The 17,986-nt window shown below is 70.2% G+C and carries 17 protein-coding genes; 8 read left to right on the top strand and 9 right to left on the bottom strand.

What is annotated here, in order from left to right:
• Window positions 1-2: 2 nt before the first annotated feature.
• From IPN02_13150 to IPN02_13135, 4 genes are read right to left on the bottom strand one after another with little or no spacing between them, the layout of a single operon-like run.
• Window positions 3-764 (bottom strand): 6-phosphogluconolactonase, encoded by a 762-nt coding sequence (locus IPN02_13150; GenBank protein MBK9297749.1) that lies wholly within the window; start codon window positions 762-764, stop codon window positions 3-5.
• A complete protein-coding gene (gene zwf / locus IPN02_13145) occupies window positions 722-2,179 on the bottom strand; it encodes a glucose-6-phosphate dehydrogenase (protein ID MBK9297748.1) in 1,458 nt (485 codons plus the stop codon). Before zwf ends, IPN02_13150 begins: the two co-directional genes overlap by 43 nt.
• Before the next feature lie 23 nt (window positions 2,180-2,202).
• On the bottom strand, window positions 2,203-3,243 hold the full coding sequence (gene gnd / locus IPN02_13140; protein MBK9297747.1) for a decarboxylating 6-phosphogluconate dehydrogenase: 1,041 nt from the start codon (window positions 3,241-3,243) through the stop codon (window positions 2,203-2,205).
• 39 nt (window positions 3,244-3,282) lie between these two features.
• Window positions 3,283-4,869, bottom strand: coding sequence for a hypothetical protein (locus IPN02_13135; protein MBK9297746.1), 1,587 nt, complete (start codon window positions 4,867-4,869; stop codon window positions 3,283-3,285).
• A gap of 20 nt (window positions 4,870-4,889) precedes the next feature.
• Here IPN02_13135 and IPN02_13130 point away from each other — a divergent pair, with 20 nt between their 5' ends.
• The 6 genes from IPN02_13130 to IPN02_13105 all read left to right on the top strand — a co-directional run bounded on the left by IPN02_13130 (window position 4,890) and on the right by IPN02_13105 (window position 10,139).
• Complete coding sequence (locus IPN02_13130) at window positions 4,890-5,486, top strand: NUDIX hydrolase (GenBank protein ID MBK9297745.1); 597 nt, start codon at window positions 4,890-4,892, stop codon at window positions 5,484-5,486.
• A gap of 124 nt (window positions 5,487-5,610) precedes the next feature.
• Complete coding sequence (locus IPN02_13125) at window positions 5,611-6,540, top strand: LLM class flavin-dependent oxidoreductase (protein ID MBK9297744.1); 930 nt, start codon at window positions 5,611-5,613, stop codon at window positions 6,538-6,540.
• Window positions 6,537-7,454 (top strand): cation transporter, encoded by a 918-nt coding sequence (locus IPN02_13120; protein ID MBK9297743.1) that lies wholly within the window; start codon window positions 6,537-6,539, stop codon window positions 7,452-7,454. Before IPN02_13125 ends, IPN02_13120 begins: the two co-directional genes overlap by 4 nt.
• Window positions 7,455-7,479: 25 nt before the next feature.
• Entirely contained in the window at window positions 7,480-8,748 is a 1,269-nt protein-coding gene (locus IPN02_13115; protein ID MBK9297742.1) for a DUF3089 domain-containing protein, read from the top strand.
• Window positions 8,738-9,472 (top strand): type 1 glutamine amidotransferase, encoded by a 735-nt coding sequence (locus IPN02_13110; protein MBK9297741.1) that lies wholly within the window; start codon window positions 8,738-8,740, stop codon window positions 9,470-9,472. Before IPN02_13115 ends, IPN02_13110 begins: the two co-directional genes overlap by 11 nt.
• 31 nt (window positions 9,473-9,503) lie before the next feature.
• Window positions 9,504-10,139 carry a DsbA family protein gene (locus IPN02_13105; protein ID MBK9297740.1) on the top strand — a complete coding sequence of 212 codons (636 nt, stop codon included), beginning with the start codon at window positions 9,504-9,506 and terminating at the stop codon, window positions 10,137-10,139.
• 8 nt (window positions 10,140-10,147) lie between these two features.
• Here the strand turns inward: IPN02_13105 and IPN02_13100 are convergent, their stop codons facing one another.
• The 4 genes from IPN02_13100 to IPN02_13085 are packed head-to-tail and all read right to left on the bottom strand — an operon-like array spanning window position 10,148 to window position 13,334.
• Window positions 10,148-11,005, bottom strand: coding sequence for a TIGR03619 family F420-dependent LLM class oxidoreductase (locus tag IPN02_13100; GenBank protein MBK9297739.1), 858 nt, complete (start codon window positions 11,003-11,005; stop codon window positions 10,148-10,150).
• 11 nt (window positions 11,006-11,016) lie between these two features.
• Window positions 11,017-12,057 carry a diacylglycerol kinase gene (locus IPN02_13095; protein MBK9297738.1) on the bottom strand — a complete coding sequence of 347 codons (1,041 nt, stop codon included), beginning with the start codon at window positions 12,055-12,057 and terminating at the stop codon, window positions 11,017-11,019.
• A gap of 5 nt (window positions 12,058-12,062) precedes the next feature.
• Window positions 12,063-12,497, bottom strand: coding sequence for a nitroreductase family deazaflavin-dependent oxidoreductase (locus tag IPN02_13090; GenBank protein ID MBK9297737.1), 435 nt, complete (start codon window positions 12,495-12,497; stop codon window positions 12,063-12,065).
• 18 nt (window positions 12,498-12,515) lie between these two features.
• On the bottom strand, window positions 12,516-13,334 hold the full coding sequence (locus tag IPN02_13085) for a PaaX domain-containing protein, C- domain protein (protein ID MBK9297736.1): 819 nt from the start codon (window positions 13,332-13,334) through the stop codon (window positions 12,516-12,518).
• A 27-nt stretch (window positions 13,335-13,361) separates the two neighbouring features.
• Between IPN02_13085 and IPN02_13080 the strand changes: the two genes are divergently transcribed.
• Complete coding sequence (locus IPN02_13080; GenBank protein MBK9297735.1) at window positions 13,362-14,342, top strand: fatty acid desaturase; 981 nt, start codon at window positions 13,362-13,364, stop codon at window positions 14,340-14,342.
• A gap of 4 nt (window positions 14,343-14,346) precedes the next feature.
• Here IPN02_13080 and IPN02_13075 read toward each other — a convergent pair whose 3' ends face one another.
• The gene (locus IPN02_13075; protein MBK9297734.1) at window positions 14,347-16,887 is read right to left on the bottom strand and encodes an ABC transporter permease; all 2,541 of its coding nucleotides are present in this window, start codon (window positions 16,885-16,887) and stop codon (window positions 14,347-14,349) included.
• Window positions 16,888-16,951: 64 nt separating this feature from the next.
• On the opposite strand from IPN02_13075, the gene IPN02_13070 reads away from it, so the two are divergent.
• The gene (locus IPN02_13070) at window positions 16,952-17,941 is read left to right on the top strand and encodes an aldo/keto reductase (protein ID MBK9297733.1); all 990 of its coding nucleotides are present in this window, start codon (window positions 16,952-16,954) and stop codon (window positions 17,939-17,941) included.
• Window positions 17,942-17,986: the final 45 nt, after the last annotated feature.

The raw sequence follows: 17,986 nt of genomic DNA, 5'->3' as shown, positions 1-17,986 counted from the left end.
ACTCACCCGTCGCCCGCGTCGATCACGACGGTCGTCTCCGCCCGTTCGACCCAACCGGCCGGCACCGAGCGGTCCCCGGCGAGCAGAGCCGACGCCGCCTGCGCCTTGGCCTGCCCCGGCGCCGCCGACTCGACCCACCACACCCTCGCCCCGGCGGCGTCGAGCACCGGGTAGGTCATCGTCAGGCGCCGATATCCCTGATAGAGCCCGGTGAGGGCGACCGGGTCGGACCTGACCTCAAGCACCGGATCGCCGGGCACCAACGATGCGGTGTGGCCGTCGGGGCCGAGGCCCAGCTGGACCACATCGAAGCTCGACCCAACACCTGTGGCCCGGGCCAGCCCGGCTCGGGCGGCGTCGAGCCAGCCGCCCGGGTCGACCAGCTCGACCGGCAACAGCTCGACGATCGCCGGGCGCACGGGCAGGGCGTCGAGCAGCCGCTCGACGAGCACCGCGCCGTTGCGGTCGGGCTGATCGAAGTCAACGACGCGCTCGTCCACCTGGGCCACCCCCACCCGGCCCCAGTCGACCACCAGGTCGGGCGACGGCGGATCGGCGGCCAGCGTCACCAGCTCGTCGAACACCGGGCCAACCGTCGATCCGCCCGAGAACGCCACCGAGGCCCAGCCGCGCTCGGCCTGCGCCACAGCGATCAGGCGGGCGGTCACCTGCGCGCACGTCGCTGCGAACTGGTCCGGCGACGTGTACTCGACCTGCACGGTCACACCCGTCCGGCGTCGTCGGGCAGCAGCGGCCGGTGCCATCCACCCTCCGGGGTGGCGTTCAACATCGCCGTCAGCTGATCGGGTCGCAGGTCCTCGTGCAGTTCCGGACCCCAGGTCCCCGGTGCGTACGGCATCACCGGCGGGCCCTCGGCCACCATCGGGTCGACCACCCGCCACGCCTCCTCGACCGCGTCCGCCCGGGCGAACAGGGTCTGGTCGCCCCGCAGCGCGTCGCCGATCAGCCGGGCATAGGCATCCTGGTGGGGTCCGTCGCGGTTGGAGTCGTACTCGTAGCGCAGGTCGACCGGCTGGGACACGATCGATTCGCCGGGGCCCTTCACCGAGACGAGCAGCGACACCCCCTCCCCCGGTTTCATACGGAACCGCAGGTGGTTGGAGTGGGGGCGCAGCGACTGCGGGTCGGCGTAGAACATGCGGGCCGGGTTCTGAAACTCGACGACCACCTCGGTGGCGGTCTCTTCCATGGCCTTGCCGGCCCGGATGAAAAACGGCACGCCCGCCCAGCGCCACGAGTCCACCCAGGCCCGCAGCGCCACGTAGGTCTCCACTTCGGAATCGGGGGCCACGCCGTCGGTGTCCCGATAGCCGTCGTACTGGCCCCGCACAACATCGGCGGGTTCGACGGTTCGCATCGCCCGCATCACCTTCAGCTTCTCCTCGGCCAGTTCGCGGGCGCTCGTGTCGATCGGCGGCTCCATCGCAACGAGTGCGAGCACCTGGAGCAGGTGGTTCTGCACGACGTCCCGGGTAGCGCCCACCTCCTCGTAGAAGCGGCCCCGACCCTCCATGCCGAAGTCCTCGGCCATCGTGATCTGCACGCTGGCGATGTGATGACGGTCCCACGCCGGGTGGAACATGGCATTGGCCATGCGAAACACCAGCAGGTCCAGGGTGGGTTCCTTGCCGAGGAAGTGGTCGATGCGAAACACCTGGTCGTCGGAGTAATGGGCGAGCAGCGTGGCGTTGAGCTCTTGAGCGCTGGCCAGGTCGCGACCGAACGGCTTCTCGACCACCACCCGGCCGGAGTCGTTGGCGCCGATGCGGGCCAGGCCCAGGATCACGGTCTCGAACATCGACGGAGGGATGGCCAGATACGCCAGCGGCGCTTCGGCGCCGTCGAGCGCCTCGCCCACCCGGTCGAAGATACCGTCGTCGCCGTAATCGCCCGACACATAGCTCAACCGGTCGACGATCGCCCCGAGGGCGGCCGGGTCGAGCTGGCCGTCGACCTCCTCGTCGAGCGAGCTGCGCACCCGGTCACGCAGATCGTCGACGCTCCAGTCGCTGCTGGCCACCCCGACGATCGGCACGTCCAGCCGGCCGGCGAGCGCCAGGTCGTACAGCGCGGGAAACACCTTCTTGCGGGCCAGGTCGCCGGTGGGGCCAAACAAGATGATGGCGTCGGAGTGAGCGGCGTCGCCGGCGCAGGTCAGGCCTCCGGGGGCCGGGCGGGCGCTCACGTTCCCGCCCCGCCGGTCGAGCCGTCGGCCGGCTTCTCGTGGTGGCCGCCAAACTGGTAGCGCATCGCCGACAGGACCTTGTTGGCGAAGTCGTCGTTTCCACGGCTGGCAAAACGTTCATACAACGCAGCCGACAACACCGGTGCCGGCACCCCGGCCTCAACCGCTGCGAGCACGGTCCAGCGCCCCTCGCCCGAGTCGGACACCCGGCCGGCGAAGCCGTCGAGCGTCGGCGCCTCGACCAGCGAGGCGGCGGTCAGGTCGAGCAGCCAGGAGGGAATCACGCTGCCCCGCCGCCACAGCTCGGCAATCTCGGGAATGTCGAGCTCGAATCGGTAGGCATCCGGGTCCCGCAGCGGGGTGGTTTCGGCGTCGACGTCGACCTGCTCGGCCCCGACGTTGGCGTGGTGCAACAGGTTGAAGCCCTCGGCGTAGGCGGCCATCAGGCCGTACTCGATGCCGTTGTGCACCATCTTGACGAAGTGTCCAGCGCCGGAGGGCCCGCAGTGGAGGTACCCCTGTTCGGCCGTGCTCGGTTCGCCGGTTCGCCCCGGGGTGCGCTCGGCGGCATCGATCCCGGGCGCCAGCGCGGCGAGGACCGGCTCGACGTGGGCGACCGCTTCGTCATCACCGCCCACCATCAGGCAGTAGCCCCGATCGGCGCCGAAGACGCCGCCGGACGTGCCAGCGTCCAAGTACGCAATGCCCGACTCCGCCAGCCGCGCCGCCCGGGCCATGTCGTCGCGGTAGTAGCTGTTGCCGCCGTCGATCACGATGTCGCCCCGCTCGAGCAGCGGCGACAACTCATCGACGACGGCGCCGACCACCGCAGCGGGAACCATCACCCACACCACGCGGCGCGGCGTCAGCGCCGCGGCAAACTCCGACAGCGATGCCGCCGGGGTGGCGCCGTCGGTAGCCAGCCCCGCCACCGGTTCGGGGTTCGGATCGTAGACCACGCAGTCGTGACCGGCCCCCATCAGGCGGTGCACCATCGCTGCGCCCATTCGGCCGAGGCCGATCATTCCGATTTGCATCAATCCCCCCACGAGTTCGCTCGTTGTCCTCCTTCAGGTCTACTCCCCGGACGCGGGGGGAGCGACGCCACCGAACACCTGCAGGTCCGCCTGATTGGCCGTCACCCGCTGATCGAAGCTGATCACCCAGTACTGACCGATGTGGGCCTCGTCGGTCACTGTGGCGCCCGAGGAGTCGGCCCAGGTGCGGAGACGCTTGGGGTTGTCGGGCGGGCCGCCGGCCAGCACGAAGGTGGTTTCGGGCACGGCGGCGGCCAGCCGCTCGAAGTCCTCCACCCGAGGAGACCCGAACGACGACGCCACGATCTCGCCTCCGGACAGAAAGGTGATCTGCATTCCGGCGGAATCGGTGGTGACCACATCGATGCCGCGACGCTCGAGGTAGTGCACCACACGGTCGATGCCCGGCGAGGCAATGAAGAAGTTGGGCGTTGGTTCGTTGGCCAGCTCGTCCATGCCGACCAGCCCCCATGCGGTCAGCGCGGCCGCCATGGTGAGCACCCCGGCGGCGGCCCAGGCGGCCCGGCTCGGCGACCGGTCGGGCACGAGCACCGCCAGGATGACCGCGACGACGGGCATCAGCGGGTACAGGTACCGAGGAGCGCCGGGGCTGAGCGCCAAGACCAGGTTGAGCGGGGCGGTCACCCCGACGATCACGACAATGCCGGGCAGCAACCAACCGACCGCCTCGCGCGTTCGGAGCCAGGCGATGACGACGACGAGCCCGAGAATCAGCGCTGCCAGCCACCACGGGACCAGGTTTCGGCTCAGGTCCCACGGCGTGGCGGTTCCGGTCAGCATGCCGAGGCTGCGCAGCCAGCCCGAGGCCCCCTCGAGCCAGTCCCACCCCTCCGCCCGCCCCCCGCTCAGCGATTCCCAGCCGTTGACCGCGTTCCAACCCAACCAGGGCGCCGCCCCCAGCGCCGCCGGGATGACCAGCCACGCCACCCTCCGCCGAGCATCTGGGCTCTCGATCAGCGCCCAACCACCCGAGGCGAGGGCGATCGGCGCCAGCAGCGGCGTCGTCCACCAGCCGAGACCGGCGACCAGCCCCAACACCACCAGGTCGGCCGTCGCGGTGCCCTCCTGAACCACCCGAAGGGCGAAGAGCAGCGTCAGCGCCGCCAGCACGATGGCGATGCCGTAGAAGCCGCGCTGCTTGGTCGAGTTCCACACCATGCCCGCCGGGAAGATCCACAGCAGACATGGCGCCAGGAACCGTGCCAGCCGGTCGTCGGTGACCCGACGGGCGATACGCCACGTCAGCACCACCGCCACCGCGTGTAGCGCCAACGGCACCAGCTTCATCATGGCGACGTTGACGCCACCAACAACGAACGCAGCCGCGACCATCGCCACCTCGAGCGTTCCCCCATAGGGCTGGTTGAGGAAGAACACCTGGAGATGGCCGTCCAGGAACTGCTGGGCCTGGATCCCGACGGTGGCCGCGTCCAGGTCGGGGGTGCCCATCGGACCGGAGATCACCCAGGCGCGAGCGATCACCCCAAACGTCGCCACGATCAACCCCACCCACGCCAGCGGTTCCCCGGCCAGCTCCGCCAGCCGCGCCATCGACCCTGTGGCCGGGCGCTCGTCGGGCCCAGCTTGGGCATCTGAGGGGGTCACTCGGGCAGGATAACGAGACGATGAACGAATTTCTCGCTTCCGTGAGCCCGGCACCTTCGGGGTCGTCGGACCTCGACGTCACCCGGGCACAGCTGCGGGCAACGCTGGTCGGACGCAAGGGGGCGACCGACGACCGCGACCGCATCCTGGCGTTTCTCGACGATCACCCGGACGCCGCCCACCGCAGCTGCGCGCCGGGCCATCTGACCGGTTCTGCGGTTATCGTCGACGCCACCGGCACCCGGGCGCTGCTGATGCTCCACGCCAAGGTCGGCCGCTGGCTGCAGATGGGCGGTCACGCCGATGGCGACTGCGACCTGGCCGGCGTCGCCCTGCGGGAGGCCACCGAAGAGTGCGGCATCGAGGGGCTCACCCTGTACGCACCGGCGATCGACGTCGACGCCCATACGGTCTCGGGCCGCCGCAACGAGCCCGCCCACGATCATCTCGACCTGCGGTTTCTCGTCGTCGCACCGCCCGGCGCCGTCGAGGTGGGCAACGAGGAGAGCGATGCGCTCGCCTGGGTCAGCGTCGACGAGCTCGACTCACTCGACCCCGCCATCGACGACCTGACCGGCTGGCTCGTGCGCCGGGCGATCGCGCTCACCCCGGTCTGAGGCCCCCTCGAGCTCCTCGTCGTCGGCGAACAGGTGTGCCCAACACGCCGGATCGCCACCCTCATCTGTGAACTCGTTACCTGTGGCGGCACCCTCGGTCATGGGATCAACCTACGCTCGGGCCATGACGCAACGCAGCGACGCCCCGGCGGTTCCCCTCGATGTGGGTGCGGCCCTCCCGACGATGGCGCGAGGCTGGTCCCGGTCGACGCTGGTCGACTGGTGCGATCTGATCGACGACGGGCCATTCTCCTCGATCAGCTGCGGCGAACGGATCACCTTCCACAACACCGAGATGCTGACGACGATGGGCGCCGCGGCCGGCCGCTGCGACCGGGTGCGCGTGCTGTTGAACCTGGCGGTCGGCCCCTGGCATCACACCGCATTGCTGGCCAAGCAGGTGGCAACCCTGGACGTGATCACCGACGGACGCGTCGAGCTGGGCCTCGGCGTCGGTGGGCGCCCCCAGGACTTCGAGGCGCTCGGTGTGGACTGGTCGTACCGCCACCAGCGCCTCGACGACCAGGTGGCCGAGCTACGGCGCTGGTGGGCCGGCGACTCGGTGCTCGACGGCGCTCCGCCGCTCGGCCCTCCGCCGGTGCAGCCGGGCGGCCCGCCGTTGTACTCGGGAGCGATGGGGCCCAAGGCCACCGCGCGGGCGGCGCGCTGGGCCGACGGCATCAGCTGGTTCGACCTCAGCCTGGATGCGACCGAGGTGACCGCGGCGGCCGGGCGTGCCGCCGACGCTTGGGCCGACGCCGGACGGAAGGGCCGACCCCATCTGAAGGTGGCCTGCTTCGTCGCCCTCGGGGAAGGGTCCACCCCGACGCTGCGCAGCTTCACCGAGAACTACCTGGCGATCTTCGGGCGGCGCTTCGCCGCCGACACCGCCGCCACCGCCACCCTCGATGACCCCTCAGCGTTGACCGACGCGTTGCTCGGCCTGGCCGACACCGGTGTGGTCGACGAGGTCATCCTGGTGCCCGCCACGGTCGACCCACGCTGTGGTGAGCTGATGGCCAACGTCGTCGGGGCGCTGGCCCCCGCCCGATGACGCCATCGGAGCTCGATCCTGCCGCCCTCCGCCAGCGCAAGCGGCTGATGATCGCCTTCTGGCTGATCGCGGTCTTCTTCGTCGTCGAACTGGTCGCCGGCGTGCTGACCGGGTCGAGTGCCCTGCTGGCCGACTCGGGGCACATGCTCGCCGACGTCGTCGGCATGGGCATGTCGCTGGCCGCCATCCAGCTCGCCTCCCGGCGGGACCTGAGAGCGATCGTGCGCCACCTCCCCAGCACGAAGGCCTCCAGGCCCTATCGCCTCCGCATCCTGATCGGGGTCATCGCGTCGGCGCTGCTGCTGGCGATGGCGATGTACGTCGTCGCGCGGGCGGTCATCGAGCTGACCGGCGAAGCGACGGTGCGCGGCCTGCCGATGCTGATCGTCGCCCTGGTGGGCCTGACGGTCAACATCGTCGCGTTCTACCTGCTGCGGGATCCCACCCAGGGGTCGCTCCGGCTGAGTAGCGCCTACCTGGAGGTGCTCGCCGACACGATCGGTTCGGTCGGGGTCATCGTCGCCGCGGTCGTGCTCGAGGTCACCGGCTGGAGCTGGGTCGACCCGATCATCGGCATCGGCCTGGCCTTGTGGTTGTTGCCGAGGGGATTTCGCCTTGGCCGCCAGGGCGTGCGCATCCTCCGCCAGGCCGCCCCGCCCGACCTGGACCTCGTCGGTCTGGAGGCGGCGCTCCGCCGCATCGACGGGGTACTCGACGTGCTCGACCTTGACGTCTGGACCCTCAGCGCCGACCTCGATGCCGCATCCGCCCGGCTGGGCGTCACCCGGGACACCGATCGGCACGCAGTGCTGGAGCGCGCCCAGGAGCTCTTTGAGCGTCACTGCGACATCTCCCACGGCACGCTGCTCGTCGAGGCCGACGGCGACCCGGTCCCATCCGAGGTCACCTGGTAACGACGAGCGCCCTACGATCGCCACCATGTTCCCCCGCACGAGCGCCACGTCACTGCCGAAGCGGCTTGCCTGCGGGCTGGCCGTCGTTGCGCTTGTCGCCGTCGGATGCAGTGACGAGTCATCCGAGACGAGCACCCCCGACCGCTCCGGGCCTGCGGACACGACCACCCCGGCTGCCCTCGAGCGCTACGCCGACTACACCCCGGAGCAGTACGCGGGTACCGACAACTGGTTGTGCCATCCCGATGCGGATGACCTGTGCGACGACGACCTGGACGCCACCGAGGTCAAGGCGGACGGGTCCACCCGAGAGCTGCCGTGGACGGCGGACCCCGACGCACCGATCGACTGCTTCTACGTCTACCCGACGATCAGCCGGGACGCTGGCCTCAACAGCGACCTCGACGCCTCACCCGACCAGGAGGGCTACGCCGCCCGCAACCAGGTGGCCCGGTTGGGCGAGCAGTGCCGGGTGTTCGCCCCGGTATACCAGCAGGTCACGCTGGCCGGAATCGGCGGTGCGGCGACGCCAGAGGCTCGCGACACCGCCTACGGTGACGTGCTCGACGCCTGGAAGAGCTACATGGCGGAGGCCAACGACGGCCGCGGCGTGGTGTTGATCGGCCACTCGCAAGGCTCCAGCCTGCTCAAGCGCCTGATCGCCGAGGAGATCGACCCCAACGACGACGTCCGGGAACGCCTGGTGTCCGCCTACCTGCCCGGCGCCGCAGTCAACGTGCCCGAGGGCCAGGACGTCGGTGGCGACTTCGACAACGTGGCGCCGTGTTCCTCGCCTGAGGACACCGGCTGCTTCCTCAGCTGGGCCAGCTACCGCTCGACCGCTCCCCCGCCGGACAACGCCATCTTCGGGCGTACTGCCGAGGACGCCATGAGGGCGGCGTGCATCAACCCGGCCGCCTTGTCCGCCGGGCTGTCGAGCGGGTCGGCGGAACTCAGCGGGTTCTTCCCCGCCAACCGGGGTGGCACGATCCTGGCGGGCAGCGACGGAGCGCCGCCTGATCCGACCGTCGAGAACTCCTGGGTCGACCCCGAGGTAGCGGTGGTCGACACCCCCTACGTCACCCTTCCCGGCCTCACCTCGGGTGAGTGCACCGGCGACGATCGCACCGACTGGCTCGAGGTCACGGTCAACGGAGACCCCGCCGACCCTCGGGCCGACGACATCGGCGGCGATCTCAGCCCCGAGTGGGGCCTTCACCTGCTCGACCTCAGCCTGGTGATGGGCGACATTCAGGCCCTGGTCACCGCTCAGACCAAAGCCTATGTCCAGTGAACAAGGCCTTCCTCAGTTGAACCTGTTCGTGATCGAGCACGAACCCGACGCGTCGGTCGGGCGGCTGGCGCCGCACCTGGCCGCCCACCAGGTCACGATGGTCCGGCCTGCCGGCGGCGACGCGTTGCCGCCGACCGCCGGTATCGACGGTGTGATCGTGCTCGGCGGATCGATGGGCGCCTACGAGGTCGACGGGCATCCCTGGCTCGTCGACGAGAAGGCCTGGATCGCCCAGGTGGCCAGCGACGACGTGCCGATGCTGGGTATCTGCCTGGGGGCCCAGCTGCTCGCCGACGCCACCGGGGGTCGTGCCTTCCGCTCCGAACGCCGGGTGGAGGCCGGCGTGTACCGGCTGCACCCGACCGAGGCCGGACGGCGGGACGCGGTGATGCCCCACGCCGGGGACGCGGTGTTCGCCGTCCACGGCGACACCTTCGAGTTGCCACCGGATGCCACCCTCCTCGCCAGCTCGGACGACTACATCCAGGCCTTCCGCATCGGTTCCGCCCTCGGCGTGCAGTTCCATCCCGAGACCGACGCGAACACCGCCGTCGCATGGGCCCAGTCGCTCGTCGCGCCGGTACTCGAACGGGCCGACGTGACGCTCGAGCACTTCACCGACGAGTTGCGCGAGTCAGAGGCCGACCTCGACGCATCGTCCCACCGCTTCTTCGATGCCTGGATCGACACGCTGGGGAGCACTCCCGAAAACGCGCCAGACTAGGGCCTCCGAAACTCCCCGAGGAGAGCGCCGCGTGAAGATCGACTATTGGTTTGACCCCATCTGCCCGTGGTGCTGGCTGACCTCGCGGTGGGTCGCCACCGTGGCCGCCGAGCGGGACCTGGACGTCACGTGGCGCCCGATCAGCCTGTTCCTCAAGAACGCCCCCGAACCCGACGATGAGTTTTATGAGTCCACCCTGTGGAGCCGCAACCTGCTGCGCGTCGTCGAAGCGGTGCGCGAGGCCGGCCACGAGGACCGCATCGGCGAGCTGTACACCCGCTTCGGCACCCACATCCATCACGAGGACGACCACGACTTTCACGTCGCCGACGACCTCGAGGCGCTGGGTTTGGACCCGAAGCTGGCCGGGGCCCAGGACGACGACCGCTTCGATCAGGTGATCCAGGCGGCAATGGACGAGGGCCTGGCCCTGACCGGCGGGAACGTCGGCACGCCGCTGATGGCCCTCGACGGCACCGACGGGCAACGTGTCGGGCTGTTCGGCCCGGTGATCTCGCGGGTGCCGACCGGCGACGGGGCGGTGGCAGCCTGGGACGCGTTCGTCACGCTGGCCCAAACCCTCGGCTTCTGGGAGACCAAGCGGGACCGCTCCGAGGGACCCCAGTTCGAGAGCGTGCCCACCGAGGTGCTCGCCGGAATCAGCTGAGGGCTGGGCTAACTCAGCGCGGTGGCCACCGAGCCAAAATAGTCGACGTGGGCCTCGGTCGAGTCGAGCCCCAGGCCCATCGTGACGATCGCCGCGTGGCTGCCACCCTGATCGCGCCACTGCCCCACCTTGGCCGCCACGTCGGCGGGCCCCTTGTTCGACAGGATCAGGTACTCGGCGCCGAAGCCCTCGAGCGGTCGTCCGGCCTCGGCGAGCAGCTCCTTCAACCGGGCCCATTGCTCGGCCACGTGGATGCGGGGACCACCGAAGATGAAGCCGTCACCGAGGCGCACCGCCCGGCGCAGCGACGCCGCTCCGAACCCGCCGACCCACACCGGCGGCGGCACGGACGGCCGGGGCACGATGCCGGCCCGCGCCACCCGGTCGAAGCGGCCCGCAAAGCTCACGGTCGGCTCGGTCCAGTAGCGGCGCAACAGCTCGATCTGTTCGTTGGCACGCTGGCCGCGGGTGGCGAAGTCCTCGCCCAGCGCCTCGTACTCCACCCAGTTCCAGCCCACACCGACGCCGAGGCGAAGCCGGTTGCCCGACAGCACGGCCAGGTCGGCCGCCTGCTTGGCGACCAGCGCGGTCTGGCGCTGGGGCAGGATCAGCACCCCGGATGCAAACTCGAGGGTGTCGCTGCGACCGGCCAGGTAGGCGAACAACACGAACGGGTCGTGAAACGGATCGTTCTCGTCGTAGGGGCCGGTCAGCTCCGGCTGCCGGTCGGCCTGTTCGGCCCCGAGCACGTGGTCGTAGGCGACCAGGTGGCGGTACCCCTGGGCCTCGATGGCATCGCCGATCGCCCGCACTGCGTCGGCCTCGCCGCCCAACTCGATCTGGGGGTACACCACCCCCACCTGAATACCGGCGTCGATCATCGTGCATCCGCCGAGTACACCGGCAGGTCCAGCATGGTCACCAGCCCCGGCTCGGCAGCGACGACCGCCGGCACGGCGTTGAGCACGTGCATGGCGGTCGCCAGGCACCCGGCGTAGTTGTGGTCGCCGTTGGGCGAGCTCAGCTCCAGCTCGAGGTGCGCGTTGGGGTCGCCTGAGATGTCGATGCGGTAGCCCGACCCCTGGGGCCAGTCGGGTCGGTCCTCATCCAGCAGCCGGGTGACGTGCTCGAGCACGATCCGCTCGACGCCGTCGACCATGCCGATCACCTCGAAGCGCATGCCGGACAGGCCGCCCTTCGGCACGGTGCCCGAGGCGATCTCGATGTCCTCGTCGGCGTAGATCACCTCGTGGCGCTCGACGATGTCGTCGAGTCTCAGCCCGATCGACCGGGCGACCAGTGAGACGACCGGACCCCAGGCCAGCGCCGTCGAACCCGGGGCCAACAGGATCGATTCGGACTCTGAGCTTCGCCCGAAGCCCATGATGTCGAACATGGTGAAGGGGTTGTCCCAGGTGGCGTAGTTGACGATCTCGGTCATGCGCGCCGAGTCGACCCGGCTGCACAGTGCCAGGGCGCCGACCGTGATGCCGACGTTGCCGTAGCCGGGGTCGATGCCGGAGGTGTACAGCGTGGCCCCACCCTCGACGGCGGCGGCCCGCAGCCGGTCGGCCACGCCGGGGCCGGCGAGCTCCGGGGCCAGCAGCGGCACGAACGAGGTGTTGACCACGTTCTTGCCCAGGGCCAGCATGCGCTCCAGATCGTCGATCACGCCGTCGGGCCGCAGGTCGCTGTTGGCGGTGTAGCAGACCACCTCGGCGTCCGAGGCGAGCAACTCGTCGGCGTCCCGGGTGGCGATCACCCCGGTGGGGTCGATGCCGACCAGCTCACCGGCGTCGACGCCCTCCTTGGCCTCGGAGTGCACCCACAGCCCGGCCAGCTCGAGCTGCGGGTGGGCGACGATGCCCCGCACCGCGTGTTCGCCCACCGTGCCGGTGGCCCACTGGATCACCTTGATCGTCATCAGCTCTCCTCCAGCAGCACCAGCGGGATCCGCCGGTCGGTCGATGCCTGATAGTCGTCGTATGCGGGCCACACCTCGGTGGCCCGAGACCACCAGGTGTCCTTGTCGTCGCCGTCGAGCTCCCGGGCGACCAGGTCGTGCACGTCGGGTCCGTCCTGAACGGTCACGGCCGACCCGTCGGCCAGGTTGTGGTACCAGGCCGGGTGTTGCGGCGCCCCGCCCATCGAGGCGATCACGACGTACGCTCCGTCGTGTTCCACCCGGATCAGCGGGGTCTTGCGCAGGTTGCCCGAGCGGTTGCCGACCGTGGTGAGGATGATGCACGGCGCGCCTTGCAGCTCGCCTCCCTCGACCCCACCGGTCGCTTCGTACTGGGCGACCTGCGTGGCGATCGGCTCCCACGGGCTGGGCACGTACGTTCCGATGAGTGGCATGTCCACACGGTACGCGAACTACCGCCCCGGCGCCGCGCCGTCGACGCCACGATGCCAGCGCCGCCACGTCACCCCGAATGCGCCGTCGAAGCTGCGGTGCGCCGCCCGCAGCTCGGCCCCCGGCCAGTCCGCCGGGCACAGCTCGGCCGGCAGCAGCGGGTCGCCGCCCAGGTGCCGCAGCGCATCGGCGGAGGCGACGAACGCAGCGGGTAAGGCATCGAGGTCCTCGGCCACGAGGCGAGGGGCCAGGCCGTCCAGCCCGGTGATCAGCTCGCTGGCGGTGGCGGCCCAGCCGTCGAGGTCCCACAGGCGGGCCGCCAGCTCACGCCCATCCTCCTCCCAAACCGGCATGGCCCCACGAAACCAGCGGTGCGGGGCGGTGAGCACTGGGTCGACCTCGAGCGACCGGGAGTCGCCCAGGTTGTCCGGCCGACACCACACACCGTCGCGCAGCTCGGCCAGCCGCGCCCGGCCCGCGGCGGTTCGAAAGGCGGCCCGGTCGACCGGCGAGCGGCGGCCGGACTCGACGATGACCAACACCCATGCGCCCTTCCATGCAACGGTGCCGCCCCGACGCGACCGGTCCTGGCGGGCGCGGCGGTCGACCAGTGGTCCCGCCAGCCGGTAGCCGTCGCCGTCGGGGGCCACCTCTCCGGCAGCCACCATTCGGGACAGGGCGGTGCGGGTGGCGCTTTCGCCCACACCGAACAGCTCCCCCGAGCGCACCAGCACCCGGGTGGACAGTCGCGGTGGGGTGACGCCGAGCAGGGTCGACGCCAGCACCGAGCGGGCGGTGAGCGGCCTCGGCCTTTCCAGGGTGTCACGTGCTGGCGTCATGCGTCGTCGAAGCGTAACATCACGGCCGTGGCCGTCACCGCTGCACCCATCAACGACCCCACCCGCCAAACGCTGGTTCCACCCGCCTCCGCGCTGCCCGACGTGCTGCCGACCGAGGTGCTGACCGCATCGGGCAAGGCCAAGGCACCCCTGCGCGACGACCTGCGGCGCATCGCCTCATACCGCAACGTCGGCACCGTGCTCGGCCTGTGGGCCGCCATCGCTGGTGCCTGGGCGCTGGCATTCCGCTGGGGCCAGCCGGTCGGCTACGCCGCGTTGTTCGTGGGGATGGGTCCGGCGTTCGCCCGGCTGGCGATCCTCGCCCACGAGGCCGCCCACCGACTGCTGTTCCGCAATCGACGGGCCAACGACCTCGTCGGCCGCTGGCTACTCGCCAGCCCCGCGTTCGTGCCGTTCGAGCTGTACCGGCGCAGCCACTTCGCCCACCACCGCGAGGAGTTTGGCCCCGGTGAGCCCGACACGGCGCTGTACTCGGGCTACCCGATCACCAAGGCGTCCTGGCGACGCAAGCTCACCCGGGATGCCCTGGGCAGCTCGGGGTGGAAAAACCTCAAGCCGCTGCTCACCTCGCTGCGCAGCGCCCAGGGCCGCCGCATCGGCGGCACGATTCTGGCCGTCCAGGCGGTGATCTGGGTGGCGACCGCCCTGGCGACCGGCGCCTGGTGGGCCTACCCGGTGCTGTGGTTGGCACCGTGGATGACCGTGTGGAGGGTGCTCAACCGGCTGCGGGCCATCGCCGAACACGGGGGCATGGAGCGCTCCAAGGACCGGCGCCGCACCACCCACCACGTCGGCCAGAGCCGGCTGGCCAGCTGCTGGGTGGTGCCGTACAACACCGGCTGGCACCTGGCGCACCACACCGACATGGGCGTGCCGTGGCGCAACCTGCCCCGCTTCCACGCCGAGCTGGTGGCCGCCGGTTGGGTGACCCCCGAGGCGCCCTACCCCACCTACCGGGCCTTCTGGCGGGCGGCCAGCTCGGGCTGACGCCCTACTCGCTGGAGACGGCCTCGAGCACGTCCATCTTGGCGGCGCGCCGCGCCGGCCGCAGCGCCGCCAGCACACCGGCCATCGCCGACAGCACCGTTATGACCAGCAACCGCACCGGCGCTGGATCGAAGGCGCTGAAACCCTGGTCGCGCAGGCTGGCCATCATGGCGCCGGCCACCACCAGGCCGATCAGCAGCCCCAGCACCGTACCCAGCACGGCGATGATCACCGACTCCCAGCGGATCATCGAGCGCACTTGGGAGCGCACCATGCCCACCGCCCGCAACAGCCCTACCTCGCGGGTGCGCTCGAAGATCGACAGCGCCAGCGTGTTGGCGATGCCCAACAGGGCGATGAACACGGCCAGGGCCAGGAACACGTACAACATGTTCAAGAAGATGTCGATCTGCGCGGTCTGGCTCTTGACGAACGCCGACAGGTCGTTCACCTCGGCCCCCGGGAAGTCGCCCAGGACGCCCTCGATCTCGGACTTCACCTTGCCGACCGACGCGCCGTCGGCCACCTGGACGGTGATCTGAAAGTCCTTGGGCGTCTCGGTGATCCGATCGAAACCTTTCAGCGACACGACCGTGCCGGCCAGCGTGTCGGCGTTCTCGAAGATCAGCCCCACCGTGTACTTCTGGGGGCCCGAGTCCGGGCCGGTGAACGTGATCGTGTCGCCCAGCTTCCAGCTGTTTCGCTTGGCGGCGGCAGCCGACACGGCCACCTGGTCGGCGGACAGGTCGGTCGTCCCCGACGTCGTGCCCAGGTCGACCGCCTTCGACAGCGCGGCGAGGTCGGCACCGATCACGATCGACCCGCCGGACTCGCCGTCGAGCTGGCCGAAACCGAACCTGATCGGCGAGGCCAGCTTCACGCCCGGCAACTTGGCGATCTGCTCGCCGTAGCTGGGCGGCAGGCCACCGGTCGGGTCGAACTGGCTGGCGGTCACGACCAGGTCGCCGATCACCTGCTTCTCGACGGTTTTGGTCACCGAGGTTTTGGTCGATGCCCCGAGCACGGTGACGAACCCGACGATCGACACGCCCATCACCAGCGCCAACGCCGTCGTGGCGGTGCGAGCCGGGTTGCGCATCGAGTTCTGACGGGCCAGCGATCCGGTGATCCCCCGCAGTCGGGCCGCTGGGGCTCCGATCAGTCGCGCCGCGGGCACGGCGATACGTGGCCCCAGCACCACCGCAGCCACGAGGATCGTTCCGGCGCCGAAGCCAACCAGCAACGGGGCGGTAGCGACGGCCCCCCACACCAACAGCGCCGCCCCCGCTGCGGTCAGCACCAGGCCGACGATCAGCCGAACCTTGCTCGAGCCGCTGTCGTCATGGGAGGCCGAACGCAGCGCCTCCATCGGCGACACCCGCGCCGCCCGGCGGGCGGGCAACAACGCTGCGCCGATCGTGACGCCCACGCCGACGACGAAAGCGACGACGATGGTCGACACGGTGACGACGTTGGGCCCCGAGGGCAGCTCGATGCCCAACCCGGCCAACAGGGAGCGCATGCCGCTGGCCAGCAGCACGCCCAGCCCGAGCCCCACCAGCGCCGAGATCACCCCAACGACCGCCGCCTCGATCGCGACGGTGCCCAGCACTTGGCTGCGCACGGCACCGATCGCACGCATCAGGCCCAGCTCCTGGGTGCGCTGTGCGATCAGGATCGAAAAGGAGTTGTAGATCAGGAAGGCACCGACGACCACTGCGACCACGGCAAAGACCAACAGGAAGGTCTGGAAGAACCCCAGGCCCTGGCGAATCGCGCTCTGGGTCTCCTCGTTGAAGGCCGTGCCGGTGATCGCCTCATAGTCCTTGGGCAACATCCGGTTGATGTCGTTCGTCACCTGCTGCTCGGAGACACCGTCGACGGCCGACACCTGGATGGAGAAGAAGTTGTCGCCGTAGTCGGACAGCTCCTGGGCGGTTTTCAGGTCGGTCAGCACCGCTGCGGCGCCGGCCAGGTTGTTCTCGTTGCCGAACGTCGCCAATCCGACGACGGTCATCGTGCGCGGCGCTGCCGCCGCGAACACCTGCACCTCATCGCCGATCGAGACCTTGGCTTCGGTGGCGGTGGTGACGTCGAGCACCACCTCGGTCGGGCCAGAAGGCTTCTTGCCCTTGTTCAACTTCCAGGTGGCGAAGTTGGGATTATCGGAGAAGTTCTGCAGCAGTGTCGGGGGCCCGAACCCCGGCTTGAGCGCATCGCCCTTCATGTCGGTCGCCTGCGCCTGGAACTGGATGAAGCCCTCGGCAGATTTCACCGAGTCCAGCGCGGCCACCTGCTTCTCCAGCTCCGCGGGGACACGGTTGCGCTCGCTGGGGCCGAACGGGTTCTGCACCTCGTTGGCGCCTCGCACCAGCGAGTCGGTGCCCTCGGTGATCTGGTCGAAGAGCTCGTCGAAGACCTTGCCGATCGTGTCGGTCAGCACCAACGTGCCGGTGGTGAACGCCACGCCCAGCGCCACCGCCAGCGCTGTCGTGAACAGTCGCAGCTTGCGGGACCACAGCCCGGCTCGGATCAACTTCCACATGGCGGCGCTCCAGGAGGGAAAGCGACCAGCGTACCGAGCCACCCACCCCCGGTAGGTTGTACCGATGGTGACCGCCACGCCCTCGCTCTCATTCCCCGGTTCGTCCCGTTCGTTTGCCCCGCTCGGGGTAGGCACGTGGGCGTGGGGCGACAAGTCCACATGGGGCATGGGCGGCTACGACACCGAGATCAGCGAGGCGACGATCGCCGAGGCGTTCGATGCCTCGCTCGAGGCCGGCGTCACCCTGTTCGACACGGCCGAGGTGTACGGCGACGGCGAGAGCGAACGCATCATCGGCCGCCTGCTCAAGGGCGATCCCGCCCGGCGGGAGCGGGCGCTCATTGCCACCAAGTTCATGCCCGCGCCGTGGAAGCTCAACGTGCGCACTGCCCTCCGTTCAGCACTGGAGGCCTCGCTGGAGCGGCTGGGGGTGGACCGGGTCGACCTGTACCAGCTGCACGGACCGGTCAGCCTGCGCTCGCACTCCGCCCTGGCCGACGCGCTGGCCGAGGTGGTCGAGGCCAAGCTGTGCGACGCGGTGGGCGTCTCCAACTACTCGATCGGTGAGATGGGCTCGATCCACGCCCAGCTCGCCGCCCGGGGCGTCCCGCTGTCCTCGAACCAGATCGAGTACTCGCTGCTGCGCCGCCGGCCGGAGACCACCGGGCTGATCGAGGCCTGCCGCCGGCTGGGCGTCGTCCCGCTGGCCTACTCCCCGATCGGTCAGGGACGCCTCACCGGCAAGTATTCCGCTGCCAACCCTCCCCCCAAGGAGCGCACCTTCTCGGCCCATCCGATGGAACAGGTCGACCGGATCACCGCCGAGCTCGCCCGCATCGGCGAGCCCCACGACCGCACCCCCGCCCAGGTGTCGCTGGCGTGGCTGATCGCCAAGGGCGCCGTGCCCATCCCGGGCGCCAAGAACGCCGAGCAGGCGTCCCAGAACGCCGGCGCCCTCGGTTGGAGCCTCACCCCCGAGGAACTCGAGGTGCTCGACGGCCTGGCGCTGTCGGGCCAGCGCACGATCAGCCAGCGCATCTGGCAGCACGGCTGACCCACGTTCCCATTTGTTCAAGACCGGACGGGTGGCCCAGCCGTA

This window comes from Candidatus Microthrix subdominans (assembly GCA_016719385.1).
Taxonomy (GTDB): Bacteria; Actinomycetota; Acidimicrobiia; order Acidimicrobiales; family Microtrichaceae; genus Microthrix; species Microthrix subdominans.
This window is presented reverse-complemented; position numbering and strand designations above follow the sequence as displayed.